The 18,057-nt window shown below is 59.2% G+C and carries 16 protein-coding genes; 5 read left to right on the top strand and 11 right to left on the bottom strand.

The window, feature by feature from the left end:
- Position 1: 1 nt before the first annotated feature.
- On the bottom strand, positions 2-1,279 hold the full coding sequence (locus PHAMO_RS17085; protein WP_162136973.1) for an isochorismate synthase: 1,278 nt from the start codon (positions 1,277-1,279) through the stop codon (positions 2-4).
- 379 nt (positions 1,280-1,658) lie between these two features.
- On the opposite strand from PHAMO_RS17085, the gene efp reads away from it, so the two are divergent.
- From efp to PHAMO_RS17060, 5 genes are all read left to right on the top strand, one after another.
- The gene (efp, locus tag PHAMO_RS17080; RefSeq protein ID WP_002731182.1) at positions 1,659-2,225 is read left to right on the top strand and encodes an elongation factor P; all 567 of its coding nucleotides are present in this window, start codon (positions 1,659-1,661) and stop codon (positions 2,223-2,225) included.
- 175 nt (positions 2,226-2,400) lie between these two features.
- Complete coding sequence (locus PHAMO_RS17075) at positions 2,401-3,198, top strand: inositol monophosphatase family protein (RefSeq protein WP_040567758.1); 798 nt, start codon at positions 2,401-2,403, stop codon at positions 3,196-3,198.
- Positions 3,199-3,303: 105 nt separating this feature from the next.
- A complete protein-coding gene (locus PHAMO_RS20265; protein WP_002731180.1) occupies positions 3,304-4,476 on the top strand; it encodes an OmpA family protein in 1,173 nt (390 codons plus the stop codon).
- An 87-nt stretch (positions 4,477-4,563) separates the two neighbouring features.
- Positions 4,564-5,709 (top strand): hypothetical protein, encoded by a 1,146-nt coding sequence (locus tag PHAMO_RS17065; RefSeq protein WP_040567757.1) that lies wholly within the window; start codon positions 4,564-4,566, stop codon positions 5,707-5,709.
- A gap of 6 nt (positions 5,710-5,715) precedes the next feature.
- Positions 5,716-6,759: a peptidoglycan -binding protein gene (locus tag PHAMO_RS17060; protein WP_002731178.1), complete on the top strand. Its 1,044-nt coding sequence runs from the start codon at positions 5,716-5,718 to the stop codon at positions 6,757-6,759.
- 11 nt (positions 6,760-6,770) lie between these two features.
- Here PHAMO_RS17060 and PHAMO_RS17055 read toward each other — a convergent pair whose 3' ends face one another.
- The 10 genes from PHAMO_RS17055 to PHAMO_RS17010 form a co-directional block, all read right to left on the bottom strand.
- Positions 6,771-8,498, bottom strand: a complete 1,728-nt coding sequence (locus PHAMO_RS17055; protein ID WP_002731177.1) for a monovalent cation:proton antiporter-2 (CPA2) family protein — start codon at positions 8,496-8,498, stop codon at positions 6,771-6,773.
- Positions 8,489-9,265, bottom strand: coding sequence for an MBL fold metallo-hydrolase (locus tag PHAMO_RS17050; RefSeq protein ID WP_002731176.1), 777 nt, complete (start codon positions 9,263-9,265; stop codon positions 8,489-8,491). Before PHAMO_RS17050 ends, PHAMO_RS17055 begins: the two co-directional genes overlap by 10 nt.
- Positions 9,262-10,038 (bottom strand): TatD family hydrolase, encoded by a 777-nt coding sequence (locus PHAMO_RS17045; RefSeq protein ID WP_002731175.1) that lies wholly within the window; start codon positions 10,036-10,038, stop codon positions 9,262-9,264. The genes PHAMO_RS17050 and PHAMO_RS17045 overlap by 4 nt, the downstream gene beginning before the upstream one ends.
- 1 nt (position 10,039) lies before the next feature.
- A complete protein-coding gene (gene metG, locus PHAMO_RS17040) occupies positions 10,040-11,593 on the bottom strand; it encodes a methionine--tRNA ligase (RefSeq protein WP_002731174.1) in 1,554 nt (517 codons plus the stop codon).
- Between the two features lie 43 nt (positions 11,594-11,636).
- Complete coding sequence (locus PHAMO_RS17035; RefSeq protein WP_002731173.1) at positions 11,637-12,728, bottom strand: DNA polymerase III subunit delta'; 1,092 nt, start codon at positions 12,726-12,728, stop codon at positions 11,637-11,639.
- Positions 12,725-13,372: a dTMP kinase gene (gene tmk / locus PHAMO_RS17030; protein WP_002731167.1), complete on the bottom strand. Its 648-nt coding sequence runs from the start codon at positions 13,370-13,372 to the stop codon at positions 12,725-12,727. The genes PHAMO_RS17035 and tmk overlap by 4 nt, the downstream gene beginning before the upstream one ends.
- 10 nt (positions 13,373-13,382) lie before the next feature.
- Positions 13,383-14,540 (bottom strand): D-alanyl-D-alanine carboxypeptidase family protein, encoded by a 1,158-nt coding sequence (locus PHAMO_RS17025; RefSeq protein ID WP_002731166.1) that lies wholly within the window; start codon positions 14,538-14,540, stop codon positions 13,383-13,385.
- 108 nt (positions 14,541-14,648) lie between these two features.
- Entirely contained in the window at positions 14,649-15,620 is a 972-nt protein-coding gene (locus PHAMO_RS17020; RefSeq protein ID WP_235720882.1) for a septal ring lytic transglycosylase RlpA family protein, read from the bottom strand.
- A gap of 41 nt (positions 15,621-15,661) precedes the next feature.
- Complete coding sequence (locus PHAMO_RS17015; protein WP_235720881.1) at positions 15,662-16,762, bottom strand: lytic murein transglycosylase; 1,101 nt, start codon at positions 16,760-16,762, stop codon at positions 15,662-15,664.
- A gap of 72 nt (positions 16,763-16,834) precedes the next feature.
- The gene (locus tag PHAMO_RS17010; protein WP_002731163.1) at positions 16,835-18,040 is read right to left on the bottom strand and encodes a pyridoxal-phosphate-dependent aminotransferase family protein; all 1,206 of its coding nucleotides are present in this window, start codon (positions 18,038-18,040) and stop codon (positions 16,835-16,837) included.
- Positions 18,041-18,057: the final 17 nt, after the last annotated feature.

The raw sequence follows: 18,057 nt of genomic DNA, 5'->3' as shown, positions 1-18,057 counted from the left end.
CTCAGGCGCTCCGCAAAGTGTCGAGCATGGTGCGCAACTTCAACTCGGTTTCAGTGAACTCGCTTTCGGGGTCGGAAGCGGCAACAATTCCGGCACCGGCCGCGACCTCGGCCCGATCCCCATCAAGCAAGGCACACCGCAGCACCACAGCCATTTCGCCGTCCCCGGTGCGGTCGACCCAGCCAAACGCTCCCGTATACCAACCCGAGCGACTTTCGCCCAATTCGTCGAGCAGAGTACGGGCCTCTGCCAACGGCAACCCAGCCACGGCCGGAGTCGGGTGGAGAGCCTGCGCGGCTTGCAGAAACCCCGCTCCCGGCTTCAGGGTTCCAGCAATAGGCGTCCACAGATGCTCAAGTTGGCCCAAGATCATCAGCCGAGGCTCGGATGGAACCTGAACATTGTCGCATAATTCATTAAAAACGCTTGATATCCACCCCACAACCAGTCGGTGTTCGTGGCGATCCTTCGCGCCACTTAATAACCGCCCCCCCAGAAAGGGATCTGCTGGATCGGACGGAGCGGTTCCGGCCAGGGCATAGCTATCCACCTGCCTGCCCGTACAGGCAACCAGACGCTCGGGACTGGCTGCAACCAGAGTGCGGCCACCAAAGCCGACCGTAAAGATAGCGCATGAAGGGTGACGCGCCGCCAGCTCGCGCACCAATCGCTCAGGCCGGAACAGACGGGGCGCTGCAACGGTAATCCGGCGCGACAGAACGATCTTTTCAACCCGTCCGGCGGCGATTGAATCGGTGGCGGTGCGGACGCGACGGCGAAAGGTATCGGGAGACGGCATCTCGTTGAGACGGATCAAATTGACCGGAGAAGCCGGAGGAACAGGGCGGCCAAGCGCGTCGAGCAACCGCTCGGCTTCTTTGATCCAAAGGGCGTGTAGTTCATCGGCAGTTGCGACTCCAGCATGGCTGAAGACCAAATCACACCGCCCCTTGTAGTTGCGCAGCATCAGGCGAGGAACACGCAGAAGAGCAGGCGGCAAGCCGGATGGATCGGGACCGCCAAATCCATGACCGAGGAATGCGACTGGCTCACCACCGGATTCGTCGAGATCAAGATGAGTCCAGTCGAGTCCACGCAACGCCTCATCCAGCGCTTCAGGACCAGAACAAACCTTTTCGAATGCCGTGCCCGAGGCGATAAGAGCCAACCCATCGCCAGGACGCAGCCACGACCACAGATCCGGCAAAGACGGCGGCAGCAAAACGCCATCCAATTCGGGAACGGTCAGGGTCGCGCTGAACAGGTCCGCTCCGGACACGGAGAGACACTCCAGCCGACGTGAAAGATCGGCCAACAACTGGTTCGGGACGGGGCGCGCGTCACCGCGCTGGGAAGACACCGGCATCTTGGCCGACCCCACTTATCGTCTTATCGTGCATGTCGTCTCTTGGGTGAAGCGGGCCATTGTGACGGAGAATCCCTTATGAAGGGGTCGCCGCCAGCGGCGATAGTGAGAGGACGGGCGCGGTGGTCCGCCCAGGATCACCCGACAACAGATAGCAATGCCCACCGCCTCGGTCAACTATGCTTGGCAAATCGAGTGCCAGACCACGCGAAACCGGCGCTCGCGGTTGCCTTCGACCGGGCAAGCTGTTAGGGTCCGCGCCTGATTTTTCCTAAAAGCTCCTGGATCGACCATGAAGATCAACGCCAATCTGATTCGCCCCGGCAATATCCTCGAACATAACGGACGCCAATTCTCGGTACTGAAGATCCAGATCATTCAGCCTGGAAAGGGTGGAGCGTTCATCGCCGTCGAAATGCGCGATATCCGCACCGGGACCAAGACCAACGAACGTTGGCGTACCGCCGACACTGTTGAGAAGTGCAGCGTCGAGGAAAAGGACTGCACCTTCCTGTTCGGCGACGATCAGTCGTTGACTTTCATGGAGCAGGAAACCTTCGAACAATTCTCTGTTCCTACCGATATCCTGGGCGAAAGCGCCGCGTTTTTGCAGGATGGCATGGCGGTTACCGTCGATTTCGTCGAAGGGTCGCCGGTGTCGGTGTCGCTGCCGGAAAAGGTTGTGATGCAGGTGGTCGAGGCCGATCCCGTGGTCAAAGGGCAGACCGCTTCGTCTTCTTACAAGCCGGCCAAGCTCGAAAACGGCCTGAAAATTCTGGTGCCGCCCTTCCTGGCCGCTGGTGAGAAGATCTGGGTTGCCACCGCGGACTGTAGCTATGTCGAGCGCTTCAAGGGCTAGCATAAACCCTAGATGATTCCGATTTCGGCTACGGAATTCGGTATACTCCTTCGTCAGGGCCGGAGCCGGGTCCGGAACCTGACGGGCCGTTCGAGGTTCACTCGGGCGGCCCATGGTCTCGCAGGACGTTTTCGTCCACCCCGGAAACTCTTTTTTAGTAAGGAAAACCCTCGCCGTGATGGTCCGTTCCGCCCTGCTCAACGTCATGATGGGGGCCGCGCGCAAAGCGGCCCGGTCGCTGGTGCGCGATTATGGCGAGATCGAAAATCTTCAGGTGTCGCGTAAGGGACCGTCGGATTTCGTCTCTTCCGCCGATATCAAGGTCGAGAAAACCTTGCGGCAAGAGCTGAAAAAGGCGCGGCCCGCTTACGGCTTCCTGATGGAAGAAGGCGGCGAGATCATCGGCGACGATAGAAGCAATCGCTGGATTGTCGACCCTATCGATGGCACCACAAACTTCCTCCACGGAATCCCTAATTTCTGCATCTCGATCGCGTTGGAGCGTGAAGGAGAGTTGATCGCCGGCGTGATCTATCAACCCCTCGGCGATGAGATGTTCCACGCCGAGAAGGGCGCGGGGGCCTTCCTCAACGAACGCCGCCTCCGGGTTTCGGCCCGGCGCAAGCTTGAGGATTCGGTTCTGGCGACCGGCATCCCCTTTCATGGCCGCGGCGGGCACGAGCCTTTCCTGCGTGAACTGGGCGCGGTAATGAAGAACGTCGCAGGCGTGCGTCGCTTTGGTTCTGCCGCGCTCGACCTGGCTTATGTCGCCGCCGGACGCTGCGACGGCTACTGGGAAGCAGGGATCAAGCCGTGGGACATCGCGGCGGGTATCGTGCTGGTACGCGAAGCAGGCGGCTATGTTACGGATTACGAAGGCGGCAACAAGCTGCTGGAGACTGGCGAAATCATCGCCGGTAACGACCATCTCCACCAACCGCTTCTGCGTCTAATCAAATCAGCCCACGCCTGATCGTCACGCATTTCCTTCCCGGCAAACCCGACTGTTGTGGTCGGAGTCTGCATCGGCTAGTCTCGCCCATGGATTTTTTCTGTGGTTAGACCGGAGTGTGGTCAGATGAGTAGGGGTGGCAGGCTGTTGATGATAGCGGTGGGAGCGGTGACGATCTCGTCAACGTCTCTCCCCGCTTCGGCCCAGATCGTGGTCGGCGACAGCCAGTCCAGCGTCTACGTCGATTTAGGCGTGCTGGACCGTCTGGGGCCTGAACCCAGCCTGCCAGGGTTGATGAATCACGAGGTTCGCGCCACTTACGCCACACCGGCCGCAAGACCGTCTCCGCGTCCGGTCGCAAAGGCACAGCCGCACGTCCAGCGGCTGTCTCAACCCGCCGTGGCGACGGTCAAACCGCAGCAGGCGAAGGCGAAAGAAAAAACTCCCGTCAAAAAGCTTGCTCCGACTCGTCCTGCGGCAACAGTTGCGTCGGCACCTGCGCCTCGCGTCGCGATGGCCCCAGCCTTGCCAGAGCGTCCCAAGGTCGAACGGCCGAAGATCATCGAGACTCCCAAGCCGCCTGAACCGGTCAAGGTCGTCACTCCGGTTAAACCTGAACCTCCCAAAGTCGAGCTACCGAGGGTCGTCGAGGCTCCCAAGCCGCCCGAACCGGTCAAGGTCGTCACTCCGGTTAAGCCTGAGCCTCCCAAAGTCGAGCTACCGAAGGTCGTCGAGACTCCCAAGCCGCCCGAACCGGTCAAGGTCGTCACTCCGGTTAAGCCTGAGCCTCCCAAAGTCGAGCTACCGAGGGTCGTCGAGGCTCCCAAGCCGCCCGAACCGGTCAAGGTCGTCACTCCGGTTAAACCTGAGCCTCCCAAAGTCGAGCTACCGAGGGTCGTCGAGGCTCCCAAGCCACCGCCGACCGTCCTCGCCGCAATACCGTCTGCGTCAACTCCTCTGACGTCCGCTGCGGCACCATTGCGTAAAGGCGATAACCTTACCATCCCCTTCGCATTGGATAGCGCTCGGCTATCCGAAGGAAACCGTACCGACTTGGAACGGATGGCGCACCGGATGGAACGTGACGAAACCCTATCGCTGCAATTGCTTGCCTATGCGGCCGGTGACGAAGCGAATGCCAGCAAAGCTCGCCGCCTGTCTCTGTCCCGCGCCCTCGAAGTGCGCAAATACCTGATGGAGATGGGGGTACGTTCGACCCGGATCGAGGTCCGCGCCTTGGGTAATAAAATCGAGAACGGCGCACCTGATCGCGTCGATGCCGTTCTGACGCAGCGGTAACGCCGGACGGGGGGCTGTTTCTGAAACCAGCCCTTCCGACGTGACCCTGCCCTGTTTCAAAGTTCAAAGCGTCATGGCGATGAAACAATGACCCGACCGAATCGTTATCTTTTCCGCATGATCGCTTTTTTGATCGCGGTTGCCGCTGTGGCTGTGGTTCTCCGAGACGGGTTGGTTCTCGCTTTCGCACATAATCCGGCTCTGAATGGCCTCCTTGTCGGTGTTTTTCTCGCGGGAATTATCCTGAACTTCCGTCAGGTGATGCAGCTTTCCCCCGAATTGGACTGGCTGGATAGCTGGCGTCGCGGTCAGCCTGTCCTGTCTGGTGAAAAGCTGCGCCTGCTGGGGCCGATGGCCCGCATGCTGGGAGACCGGCGTGATCGAATGAATCTTTCGGCGATGGCGCTCCGCTCTGTGTTGGACTCGATTGCCGCCCGCCTGGATGAACAACGCGATTTATCGCGTTACTTGGTCGGACTAATGATCTTTCTCGGTCTTCTCGGCACCTTTTGGGGGTTGTCGCGGACGGTTGGCTCGATCGGAGAGGTCATAGGTTCACTTTCCGTCAGCGGAACCGGAGACCCGTCCGAAGCGTTCGAACGATTAAAGGCGGGCTTGGCCCAACCTCTTAACGGTATGGGTACGGCCTTTTCGACATCCTTGTTCGGTCTGGCCGGATCGCTGGCATTGGGCTTCCTCGACCTCAGCGCCGGTCAGGCGCAAAATGGCTTTTATAACGAACTGGAGGAATGGCTGGCAGGGCAGACCCGGATCGGCGGCAGTGCTGGTTTGCCTAGTAGCGACGAGCCACAAACCTCGGTTCCTGCCTATATCCAGGCTCTATTGGAACAGACCGCCGACAGCCTTGATCAGTTACAACGGGTCATCAATCGCGGCGAGGACAATCGCGGCGGCGTTAATGCGGCGATCAACCAGCTTTCAGACAAACTTTCGACCCTGACCGATCACATGCGAGCCGAGCAATCGCTCTTGCTCAAATTGGGAGAGGGGCAGATCGAAACCCGCGCAATTTTAGCCCGTTTGGCCGAAGCATCCGGTGGCGGTATCGACGATCCGAGCCGCACCCACATTCGCGCCATTGACGGATCCATGAAACGATTGATCGATGAGACGGTGACCAGTAGGCAAGATCTGATTGCCGAATTCCGTGCGGAAATTCGCCTACTCGCCCGCACGATTGCCGCGATCGCCGACGATCCGAACGAACGCTGATCCGCGATGCCGCTCGCCCGCCGTCCTCGTCGCACCATCGATATTTGGCCAGGTTTCGTCGATGGCCTCTCGACGCTCGTGATGGTGATCGTTTTCGTTCTTATGATCTTCGTGCTGGCCCAATACTTCCTTGGACAGGCGTTGTCAGGGCGTCAGAAGGCACTCGACCGGCTCGGCCTAGAACTGTCTGATCTGGCTGAGAAACTCAACCTTCAAACCGCCGAAAACGCCAGTCTGAAAGCCGATGTCAGCCGCCTCAGCGAGGAGTTGGCCGCCAGCAAGGCAGAACGACAGAAGATCGATGCCTGGGCTTCGGGCCTGTCCCAGGATATTACCAGCCTTATTGCACAAAAAGATGAGCTTGAAGGCAAGATCGCCGAACGTGACTCTCAACTGGGAGAGGAGCGGAAACTGTCGTCTGAGGCTCAGGCGCAGTTGGCCTTACTTAACCGACAATTAGAAGCAACGAAGCAGGAACTGGCTCGTGTTGTCGCTGCCCTTGAAGCCTCGGAAATCCGAGACAAAGAGCAAAAAATACAGATTTCCGACCTCGGCAAGCGCCTGAATGTCGCTCTTGCGAGCAAGGTCGAGGAATTACAGAGATTCCGCTCAGACTTCTTCGGCCGCCTCCGCAAAATCCTGGGCGACCGCCCTGGAATCCGCATTGAGGGCGACCGCTTCGTTTTTCAGTCGGAATTACTGTTCCAAACAGGTTCGGCCGACCTTGGCCCCGATGGGGTCGAGCAGGTCCGCCGCCTTGCCGTGACGCTCAAAGAGATTTCCAAAGACATTCCCAACGGCGTTAATTGGGTATTGCGGATCGATGGGCATACAGACCGCCGCCCGATCATCTCGGGGCGCTTCCCCTCGAATTGGGAATTATCAACCGCCCGCGCCATATCTGTTCTGCGTACCCTTGCCGCCAACGGAGTCCCGAACGACCGCCTCGCTGCGGCTGGCTTCGGCGAGTTCCAACCACTGGACGCCGCAGACACCGACGCAGCCTATGCCCGCAACCGCCGGATCGAAATCCGCTTTGACCAGCGATAGGCTGGACAGATTCACAACGGACAGGCTGGCGGACTGATCCCGTCCCCTAAGGGAACCGGTCCTAGCGGTAACTCGACGTTTTGGCGCTGACGGCGTAAGGTCTGTTCGACCGTATCGACATCCATTCCGGTCGAGCGCAGCACCAGCCCAGCGAGTTGGAGACTGGCCTCGATCGTTTCTGGAACCACGGCGGTCGCACCGGCAGCTGCCAAAATCTGCTTCTGAGTCAGATCGTGCGCTCGGGCTATAATAATCAAATCGGGAACTGTCTGACGAATTCTGGCCACGGCTCTCTCGGCGGTTCTGGGTTTGTTGACAGTAATAACAGCCGCCCTCGCCTGCTCGATACCGACCGAACGCAACACGCCAGGTTGGCTGGCATCGCCATAATAAACCGGCAAACCAACGGTTCGAGCCTTGGCGACCCGATCGATATCGAGATCGAGAGCAACGTAGTCGATCCCATGTTCGGACAGGATGCGGGCGATCGCACGGCCAATCCGCCCATATCCGGCAATGACAACGTGACCGCTTTTTTCATCCGCAGCGGTCGGAAACATGTTGCGGGCCGTTTTCTTGCGCCACAATAACGTCACAGCCCGCCCAAAACCTGCCAGTGCTGGAGTTAGCGCCATCGACAGCACCACGGCGGCTACCAGGGTTTGAGACTGATCACGCTCAAGAAGATTCAGTTCGTCGGCGCGGGAAAAAACAACGAAGGCGAACTCGCCAGTCTGAGCGAGCAAAACGCCGACCCGAAAAGACTGCATCGGGCCAATCCCGATCGCTATTCCGCATAAAGCGATCAGAACAGCCTTGACGAGAACCAATCCGAAAGTAATCCCGACAACTCTTCCGAGATGGTCCGCGACATAGGGCAGATCGATCGACAACCCCACTGTCATAAAGAACAGACCAAGCAATAATCCACGAAATGGCTCGATATCGGCCTCGACCTGATGGCGATAAGGCGAATCAGCCACCAAAAGACCGGCAAGAAAGGCACCAAGCGCCATCGACATTCCTGCCTGGGCAGTGAACCAGCCCACAGCCAGAACCAAGAGTAGATTGGCAGCCGTGAAGACCTCGGCATTGCGGATAACGGAAATATAGCGGTAGGCTGGACGAAGGATTATTCGCCCAACCAAATAGATCGCTAGAATCGCAAGGGCGGCTTTGATCCCTGCCAGCCCTAAAGCCGATGCCATCCGGTCGGGGGCGCTGGCCAGCAGAGGCAGCAACACCAACAGCGGAACCACAGCCAGATCTTGGAGGATCAGCACGGCGATCGCGATTCGCCCATGATGGCTGACCGCTTCGTTACGCTCGACCAGAATTGCAAGTACCGTCGCTGTCGAGGAAAAAGACAACGTTATACCGACGACCAGCGCGGCGTTGGACGATAGCCCGAACGCCATGGACAGACCGAAGAAGGCCGCGCCGCACAGGATCACCTGCATCACGCCCAACCCGAAAATCAGGCGCCGCAAGGTTTTTAGTCGAGAAAATGGTAGCTCAATCCCGATCGCGAACAGAAGGAACACCACCCCCAGTTCTGCCAGCGGGCGGGTAATTTCGGCATTGATCGAGACCGGGCCAGGGTTATAGGGGCCAAGCGCAATCCCTGCGACCAGATAGCCCAGAACCGAGGGAATCCCTAAACGCTGAAACAGCGGTACCACCAGGACCGCCCCCAGCAGCAATATCAGAACCACCAATTGGGGGTCGGTTACGGGCATGGTACATCGAGAACCATGCCATCATAGGCGGGCTCGACTCCGGCCGGTAGCCGCGCCCGTAAAGATTGATAATCGAGCCTTGATCCCATGTGAGTTAGAACCGTGCGGCGCGGGCGGAGGGCTTCGACCCACTCCAGCACCCGGCCAACATGGGCATGAGTGGGATGAGGAGAATCGACCAGACAGCCGACGATCAACAGATCTAGCCCGCGCAAAGCCGCAAAGGAATCCGGCGGAAAAGCGACAACATCGGTGCAATACGCAGCATTGCCGAAGCGCAGACCGAGCGAGTGACAATAGCCGTGATCCTGATCCAACGGCATAACAGCGATTTCATCGATTTGGAACGGCCCGGATATCGGTTTAGGATCAAGCAACGGTCGGAAGATCGGCCCAGATAGATCCTTGATCGGTTCGAAAGCGTAAGGAAAGCGGGCCTGCACCGTTTCAAGTGTCTTGGCCGTTGCCCATACCGGCAGGCTCCGCCGCATGGCGCGATTGATCTCGCGAAGATCGTCCAACCCGTGCAGATGGTCTGCGTGATCGTGGGTATAGAGTACTGCATCCAGACTACGAATATTGGCGGCGAGCAATTGCTCTCGCAGATCGGGGGAGGTATCGACCAGAATTCGCGTCGAGCCACTTTCGACCAGAATTGAGGAGCGAAGACGACGATTGCGCGGTTCGGCCGGATCGCAACCTCCCCATCCCATCGAAATCCCAGGCACCCCGGCAGCACCGCCGCAACCCAGGATTGTTATCTTCATCGCCGAACCTTAGAAAACAGGCGCAAGAAGTTAGCGGTTGTCGCCTCGGCCAGCGCAGCAGAGGAAATCCCTCGGATTTCAGCCAGACGGGCAGCGGTCAGAGCGACATAGGCGGGTTCATTCCGCTTTCCCCGATGCGGTAACGGGGCCAAATACGGAGAATCGGTCTCAACCAGCAACCGGTCGAGCGGCACAGAAGCCAGAGTTTCACGCAGGCTCTCGGCGGTCTTAAAGGTCATAATTCCCGAAGCGGAAAGATATAGCCCCAACCGCAATGCCGTCGTGGCGAAATCCGGCCCTGCACTAAAGCAATGGATTAGCCCGGTAAAAGCCCCCTGCCCCATCTCCTCTTCCAGTATCGCCGCCATATCCGCGTCGGCATCACGGGTATGGATGATCACCGGCAAGCCAGCGCGGCGAGCCGCATCGATATGAATTCGAAACGAATCCCGCTGCCGCTCGCGCGGGCTCTTGTCATAATAGTAATCTAGACCGGTCTCACCGAAAGCCACCACCTTCGGATGATCAGCGAGAGACAGAAGAGTCTCTACCGTCGCCGGTGGCTCCGTCCCGGCTTCATGAGGATGGATACCAACGCTACAATAAACCTGTTCAAACCGCTCGGCGATCTTCAACACCTGAGGGTGACGGGTGATGTGGGTGCCGATACTCAGCATTATCCCCACACCAGCCCGCCCCGCCCGGGCGACCACGCCATCGAGATCGTCGGCGAAGTCGGGAAAATCCAGATGGCAGTGACTGTCAACCAGCATATCAGTCCGCCGTTTCCTCGACAAAGCGGGGGAAAACCCCTTGCGGTGTAGGTAATGCGGTGCCAGGAACCAAACGTCCGGCTTCGCCCAGAAAGGCGAAGGTACGACTATTTGCTGCAATCGCCAACTGATCAAGCATCCGGTCGGCCGAACTCGGCATAAACGGATGCAGCAACGTGGCGACAGCGCGGATGGTCTCGGCCAGTACGTAGAGAACGGTCTCCATTCGGGCCGGATCGGTCTTACGCAACGCCCATGGCGCCTGACGATCGACATAGCCGTTGGCAGCGCGGATCACCACCCAGATTGTCTCCAGAACCTCGTTGAATGCCTGCCGATCAATCAGCGGACGGACGGCGGCAAGCAGCCCATCGGCTGACGACAGCATGACGCGATCATCCTCGCTCCGTTCCGCCTGCGGACTCGGTACCTTGCCCCCGCAATTCTTGCCGATCATCGACAGAACCCGCTGGGCCAGATTACCAAGATCGTTGGCGAGTTCGCTGTTCATCCGACCGATCATGGCGCGGTGGCTGAAATCGCCGTCATTGCCAAATGGCACCTCGCGCAGGAGGAAGAAGCGAAGCTGATCGAGTCCATACGTGTCGATCAACCCTAAAGGATCGATCACATTGCCGACCGACTTTGAGATCTTCTGGCCTTCGTTGGTCCACCAACCATGAGCGAAAATTCGCCGGGGCGGCGGTAATTCGGCCGCCATCAACAAAGCGGGCCAATAAACAGCATGGAAGCGAACAATATCCTTGCCCACGACATGGATCACTTCGGGCCAAAAGCGGGCGAAATCGCCTTTCATGTCAGGATAGCCGACCGCCGTCATGTAATTCGTCAGGGCGTCGAGCCAGACATACATGATGTGGTTCTCGTCACCGGGAACCGGAATACCCCATTTGAAGCTTGTCCGCGAGACAGACAAATCCTGCAACCCACCGGCAACGAAACTTCTGACTTCGTTAAGGCGTGAGGCCGGAGCGACCGCATCGGGATTAGCCTCATACCAGTCGAGCAGCTTCTGCTGCCACTTCGACAGACGGAAGAAATAACTCGGTTCCTTAACCCACTCGACCGGTGCGCCGGTAGGAGCAAGACGGGTGCCTCCTGGACCGGAGACCAGTTCATCTTCGCCGTAGAACGCTTCGTCGCGAACCGAATACCACCCCTCGTAATGCCCGAGATAAATCTCGTCGCGCCGAATCAGTTCGTTCCACAGCGCCTGACAGGCAAGGTGATGGCGCTCTTCGGTCGTGCGAATGAAATCGTCGTTGGAACAGCCGAGACGTCTGGCCAATTCACGAAAATTCGCCGAATTGATATCGGCCAGTGCTTGCGGGGTGATCCCAGCGGTTTCGGCCGATTTCTCGACCTTCTGACCATGCTCGTCCGTTCCTGTCAGAAAATGAACGTCGAACCCGTCCAAACGCTTGAACCGGGCCATAACGTCGCAGGCCAGGGTCGTGTAAGCGTGGCCGATATGGGGCTTGTCGTTGACATAATAGATCGGTGTCGTGACATAAAAGGCTGCGGCCCCGGTCATTCGGCAGTTCCTCCGTCTGGTCTTGTGAACGCCCGGAAAACGGCTATCGAGACGAGTGGCGCGCCAAACGCTCCACGGTCAAGAAGGCCCCCAGCAGAACTTGCTTACGGTCGAGATGCACGGCCTCGGCACGGGCGAACATGAGGCTGATCTTTTCCCATACCTCCAGCCATTGTTCAAGAGAGGCCGCCGCCAGGAGGCGATCAACCAGCGCAGATTCGCCGGAAACCACCTCGCGACTCCCCTCCTCGCCGACCCGCCCGCCATTGCGAACCAGGCGAGCCAGCCACCAGCATAGCAACTCTGACACGGTTGAAAACAGCTCGCCCACCTCGGGCCGGGCAACACGGTCAGCAAAGAAATGCACTGCCGGCAGGTCGAGACGGGGCAGTGTCAACAACAAGCTGACGATCTCTCGATAAAGGTCGAGTCCGCCTGCTTCGGCCAGAGACAACGCTTTACCAATGCTGCCTTCGCCCAGGCGAGACAAGGCATTGCGGTCGGCTTCGCTCAAGTCTGGTCGATGCCGGACCAGCAATTGAGCGACGATATCCTCGGATAATGGGCGAAGCGTCAGACGACGACACCGTGAACGGATCGTCGGCAACAGCCGACCTGGAGAGTGGGAAACCAACAACATCAATGCATTGCGTGGCGGTTCCTCAAGCACTTTTAAAACCGCGTTAGCCGCATTACGGTTCATCTCGTCGGCGGAATCGATGATGACGATGCGCCAGCCGCCTTCCGCCGGAGTGAGCGACAAGAACGATCCGATACCACGAGCATCCTCAACCACGATTTCGGAGCGTAGCCGGGTCTGGCGATCATCGGCCCAACCTCGCTCAACGACGTCAAGATCGGCGTGTCCTCGCGCGGCAACGCGACGAAACACCGGATGGTCGGGAGGGATAACCAGAGAGGATGGCGCATCGCCGAACAGACTCGCTCCCCCACCGCCTGCCAAAACGAAACGGGCGAGTCGATAGGCCAGCGTTGCCTTGCCTATCCCTTTCGGACCGCAGATCAGCCACGCATGAGGAAACCTGCCGGACGACCATGCTTCGAGCAAAACCTGCTCCGCCGCGTCATGACCGAACAGGTCGGTCGATTCGCGCGGTGGTGGGATGTCGCTCATGGTAGAGAAAGCCGCGCTTCGACCGTTGCAAGAACGACCCTATGAACGACATCCGAAACCGGGGTGGCGTCGATCACAGCGCAACGCTGAGGATTGTCAGCGGCAATATCAAGGAAACCTTGCCGCAATCGTTGATGAAAGCCCACTCCCATCCGTTCATAGCGGTCTTCATCTCCGCCACGTATTCCGGCGCGCTTCAATCCTTCCTCAACGGGCAGATCAAGAATCAAGGTCAGATCGGGAATAAAACGTCCGACAGCGATCTGGTACAGGCTCGCGATCGTCTCGGCGGGCAGGCCGTGGCCGAAGCCCTGATAGGCCAAAGTCGAATCGGCGAAACGGTCGCTGATGACCCACTCCCCCCGCTCAAGCGCAGGCCAGACAGAGCGCAGAAGGTGGTCGCGCCGGGCGGCGAAATGCAACAACGCTTCGGTGATGCCATCCCATCGCCCGGTCTCCCCAGAAACCAGCAGACTTCGGATCGCCTCGGCTCCCTCCGAACCGCCGGGCTCGCGGGTGGTGACGACTGTCACCCCGCGCGAGCGCAACGCCTCGGCCAGCAAAACGACCTGGGTCGATTTGCCAGCCCCCTCGCCGCCTTCGATGGTGATGAACCGTCCAGATGTTGGCTGCGGCAAGGTCACAAGCTTACCTCTACGAACCAGAGAAGAAGCTACGGATCGTCTCGGCGAGACGGCCACCAAAGCCCAGACGGGCGACGTCGGCAGCGGCCACCAGCGGCATCTCCAACGGCGACAGGCCAGGAGCGGTGACAACGACCTTGCCGATCTCGGTTCCGGCTTTGACCGGGCTCGGAATCGGGCCATTGAACACGACAGAAACCTTCATGTCGGCGCGGGCGCGGCGCGGCAACGTCACCGCCAGATCCGACTTGGCGACCAGGGACACGGTGCGGGCCTCACCCATCCACACTGGCGCATCGGGAATCACCACTTCGCCAGCGCGGAACAACGGGTAGCGGTCCCATTCGCGGAAGGCCCATTCGGCCAAACGGCGGGATTCGTCAGCCCGTTGCTGCATGCTGCCCAAGCCGTTCAGCACCATAACAATACGACGGTCGCCACGCTTGATAGAGGCGGTCAGGCCGAATCCCGCCGCTTGGGTATGGCCCGTCTTCAATCCATCGGCACCAGGAGTACCGTACAGCAGAGGGTTGCGATTCCCCTGACGGATGCCGTTGAAAACAAACTCCATCTGGCTGAATAGCGGATAATAATCGGGAAAATCGGCGATCAGATGGCGGGCCAAAACCGACAGGTCGCGAGCCGTCATCATATGATCTGGCTCAGGCCAGCCGCTCGCGTTACGGAAAGTCGAACGGGTCAGGCCGATCTGGCGGGCGCGACGGGTCATCGCCTCGGCAAAGGCCTCCTCGCTACCAGAATGGGCTTCAGCCAACACAGAACAGGCATCGTTGCCCGACTGGATCACCACCCCCTTCAGCAATTCATCAACGGTCGCTGTCGAATTAACCGGCAGAAACATCATCGAACCGTCGGACTTGTAATGGCGCTTCCAGGCAGTCTCACTGACCGGCAAGGCGTCATCGGGCTTCCAGGCACCAGATTTCACCTTCTCGAAGACCATGAACACGGTCATCAATTTGCTCATCGACGACGGCACCATCAACTCGTCGGCGTTCTTTTCCATCATCACCGTTCCGGTATCGAAATCAGTGATGATCGCCTGACGGGCAGAGGTATCGATGGACTGGGCGGACGCGACATTATCCAGACCCAGACCGGCGGCGACTATGGCCGCAAGCAGCGACCGGCGGAAAAGCGGGAGCATCTTCAACGTCTTCGACCTGTCAGTTGGTAACGGAACAAAGCACATCGGAACCGCGATGCGCGGGAAATCACAAATCTCTCGTCCCTTTGGAACAAGACGGGGGTTTTGTCAGTCGACCACCACTCGGGCATCGGTCTGGCCGACGGCAACAACGGCATCAAGCATCCGGTCGGCTTCATCGACATTTGAGATCGGGCCGATGCGGACGCGATAGACAGTGCGCCCCTGAACAGTCGCCTGCTGAATCTGAGGCTTGCCGACATTGGACAGCCGTGCCGACAGCCGCAAGGCATTATCATGGCGACCGAACGATCCGGCCTGAACGTAAAGGCTGGTCGGATGGACGGGAACGGTATTAACGACCTGATTGGACAGATCGGCCTCTGCCACCGCGGCTTCGCGGCGGGACGGTGGGGGCGCGGCGGGTGTCGCAGGCTGATCGACCGGGCGGGCAGTGATGCCGGGCGGCGGCGGCAGAGTCTCTGCGACCACCGATCCACGCGGAGCCGCCGACGCCACTTTAGGCTCGGTCCCAGACGAATCGGGTTTCAACTTACCAGCCAGAACCCGGCTTTCCTCGTTCAGAACTTCCACCCGCACCTTGGCGGTCCCCTTCCCCTCCATCCCCAGCAACTGAGCCGATTTACGCGACAGATCGATAATGCGGCCGTTGACGAAGGGGCCGCGATCATTGATGCGCAAGATGATCGAACGACCATTTTCCAGGTTGGTCACTCGGGCGACACAGGGAAGTTGAAGGGTCTTATGAGCCGCGCTGACGGCATTCTGGTCGAACACTTCGCCGTTGGCTGTCAGCTTGGCGTGGAAGTCGGGACCATACCAGGAGGCAATGCCGGTTTCGTCGTAGTCGAAATCCTCCTGAGGGTAGTACCACACGCCCGCAACCTGATAAGGCTTGCCGACCTTGTAGTTCTGGACCGCCGAGGACGAGATCGCTGGAGAGTCGCCTGACGACCACGACGATTTTGCCGAGTGGCCACTCTCGGCGCACCCACCAAGAATCGCACCCGACGCGATCAGCAGGGCGAGTAACGAGGCCTGCCGCGCGTTACACATCATCTGGTCATTCCCCAAGGCCATCCACACACATCATTCGAACCTTAACGGTCGCCGATCCGGTCTGCAAGATGACCGACCGCCAACGCAAAAAAGGTTGAACGATTCCATTTCATGATCGTTCTAAAATTGTCATAGACTAGAAAAGGCTGTCCTTTGCCTTGTTCTGCCCGGATTAAGGACGCACGGATGTCGCGCTGCGGCAAAGGTTTGCCGTCAGCGGCATGAATCCCCAATCGCGACCACTCAGCCAACGTCCTGGTCTTATCCACCCCGGTCAATTCCGCAGACAGCCCCTCGGGCACATCGACGGCCCGGCCCCAGGTCTGGTCGCCGATCCATCCTTCAGACGACAGATAATTAGCCGCTGAGGCCAGGGCGTCACCCTGGTTGCGCCAGATATCACGGCGTCCATCACCATCCCAATCGACAGCGAATTTAACGAAGGTCGAGGGCATGAACTGGCACTGCCCCATTGCTCCGGCCCATGAGCCGACCATCGCCGACGGCGCGATATGCCCCTGATCGAGAATCGTCAGTGCCTGCATCAATTCGGTACGGAAATAGGCCGAGCGGCGACCGTCATAGGCCAGGGTCGCCAGCGAGGAAACGACGGACATTCCCCCGGTATTGCGGCCAAAACCCGTTTCGATCCCCCATAGCGCGACGATGAAACGGGGCTGCACCCCGTAGCGCCGTTCAATCGCGGCCAACAGGTCACGGTTTTCTTCTAGCTTGCGCTTCCCCTCGGCCACTCGTGCCGGAGTCACGATTCGGTCGAGATAGGTGCTGAAGCTAAGAGAAAATTCCGGCTGCTTGCGGTCAAGTTCGATCACCCGATCGATATGGGTGACCCCGGCAAGAGCAGCATCGAGCGTTGCGGGCTTCACCCCGGCGGCCAACGCATCGGCACGAACACCATCAATAAAGTCGGCGAAGCTTTCGGCCCTGGGCGGCGCGGCCGATTCGGTCGTCCGGAGCGGCTGTGGTGCAATCGTTACAACAGCCGCTCCGTTCTCTTCGGTCGCCGCCTGGCCATCGGACGCGCCGACACAACCGGGCAATGCCAGTAATCCCAGCGATACCGTCATCGCCAGCCAAGATTTCGATGGCCCCGCCATGGCGACACCCCAAGATGTGGTCAAATTCAGAGTTCCTTTTGCCACGAATCCGGGTCCAATCGCAATGGCGGCCATCGTTCCGGCCCGTTGAACGACCTAGTGCCGTTCGATGTTTGCTGCCAGAACCCGCTCCATCGCGGCCATTCCAGCTGGTGGATCGACCCGTCCCCCGGCCACCCTCATACCAGCACCAAGCGCATGCAGGGTCCGCGACAGGTTGTGAGTACGGCTCTGTTCGCCCATCTGACCGATACGCAGGATATTGAGGCCGAAAGCGCCTGAGATTTCAACCCTATACATCTCTGACATAATGTGACGGATCCGGTCGGCGGACACACCGTCGGGAACGCTGATCCCCACCACGGAGTTCAACCGCGCCTCAGCCGGAATCAGCAGATCGAGACCCATCGCCTCGATTCCAGCCTGCAACGCGGCTGAACAGACGGCATGACGGCGAAAGCGAGCCGGCAAGGTTTCTTCACAGATCAACCGCAGAGCCTCGTGGAGCGCCAAAACGCCGGAAACGGGAGCGGTGTAGTGATAGGATTTCTGATTCCAGAATTTGTCGGCCAGCCGCGCATCGAGACACCAATGAGCCATCGGTGCGTTACGCTGCTCGATCCGGGTCCAGGCATCGTCGGAAAAGGCAATCAGGGAAACGCCAGGAATCGACGAGAGCCCCTTCTGGCCGCCGGTGATGACAGCATCGACGCCCCATTCATCCATCTCCATCGGCATCGTCGAAAGAGTACAAACCGTATCGACGACGTTGAGACAGCCATAGGCCTTGCCCAGCCGACAGATTTCAGCAAGATCACGATTCCAAACCGTGTTGGAGGTCTCGCCCTGCACCACCGTCAGAACCGTGAATCCTCCCTCCTTCAGCGCCGCTTCGACCGCTTCGGGACTGACCGACTGTTTGTCGGGAACCTCAAGGATCGTCACGTCACCGCCGACCCGAGTGGCCATCTCGGCTAGGCGACCGCTGAATAACCCGTTGCGGATGCTCAAAACGCGCGTGCCTGGCTCGACCAGATTACAGATCGCCATCTCCATCGCCGCCGAAGCCGGTCCGGAAACGCCCAAGACATGCCCCGAATCGGTCTGGAAGACATAGCGGGACATCACCTTCACCTGCTCGACCACTTGGCTCATGGTCTCACCCAGATGATTGATCACCACCGAATTGGCGCTGGCGACCTTGTGCGGGATCGGCACCGGACCGGCACCCATCATCAGCAACGGTTCGTCGGGCAGGATATTGTCGAGCGGGATCACGCCGGGGGGCTTAGGGTATTTCATCTCATGTCCTGGAGTTG

Source organism: Magnetospirillum molischianum DSM 120 (assembly GCF_000294655.1).
GTDB lineage: Bacteria > Pseudomonadota > Alphaproteobacteria > Rhodospirillales > Magnetospirillaceae > Phaeospirillum > Phaeospirillum molischianum.
This window is presented reverse-complemented; position numbering and strand designations above follow the sequence as displayed.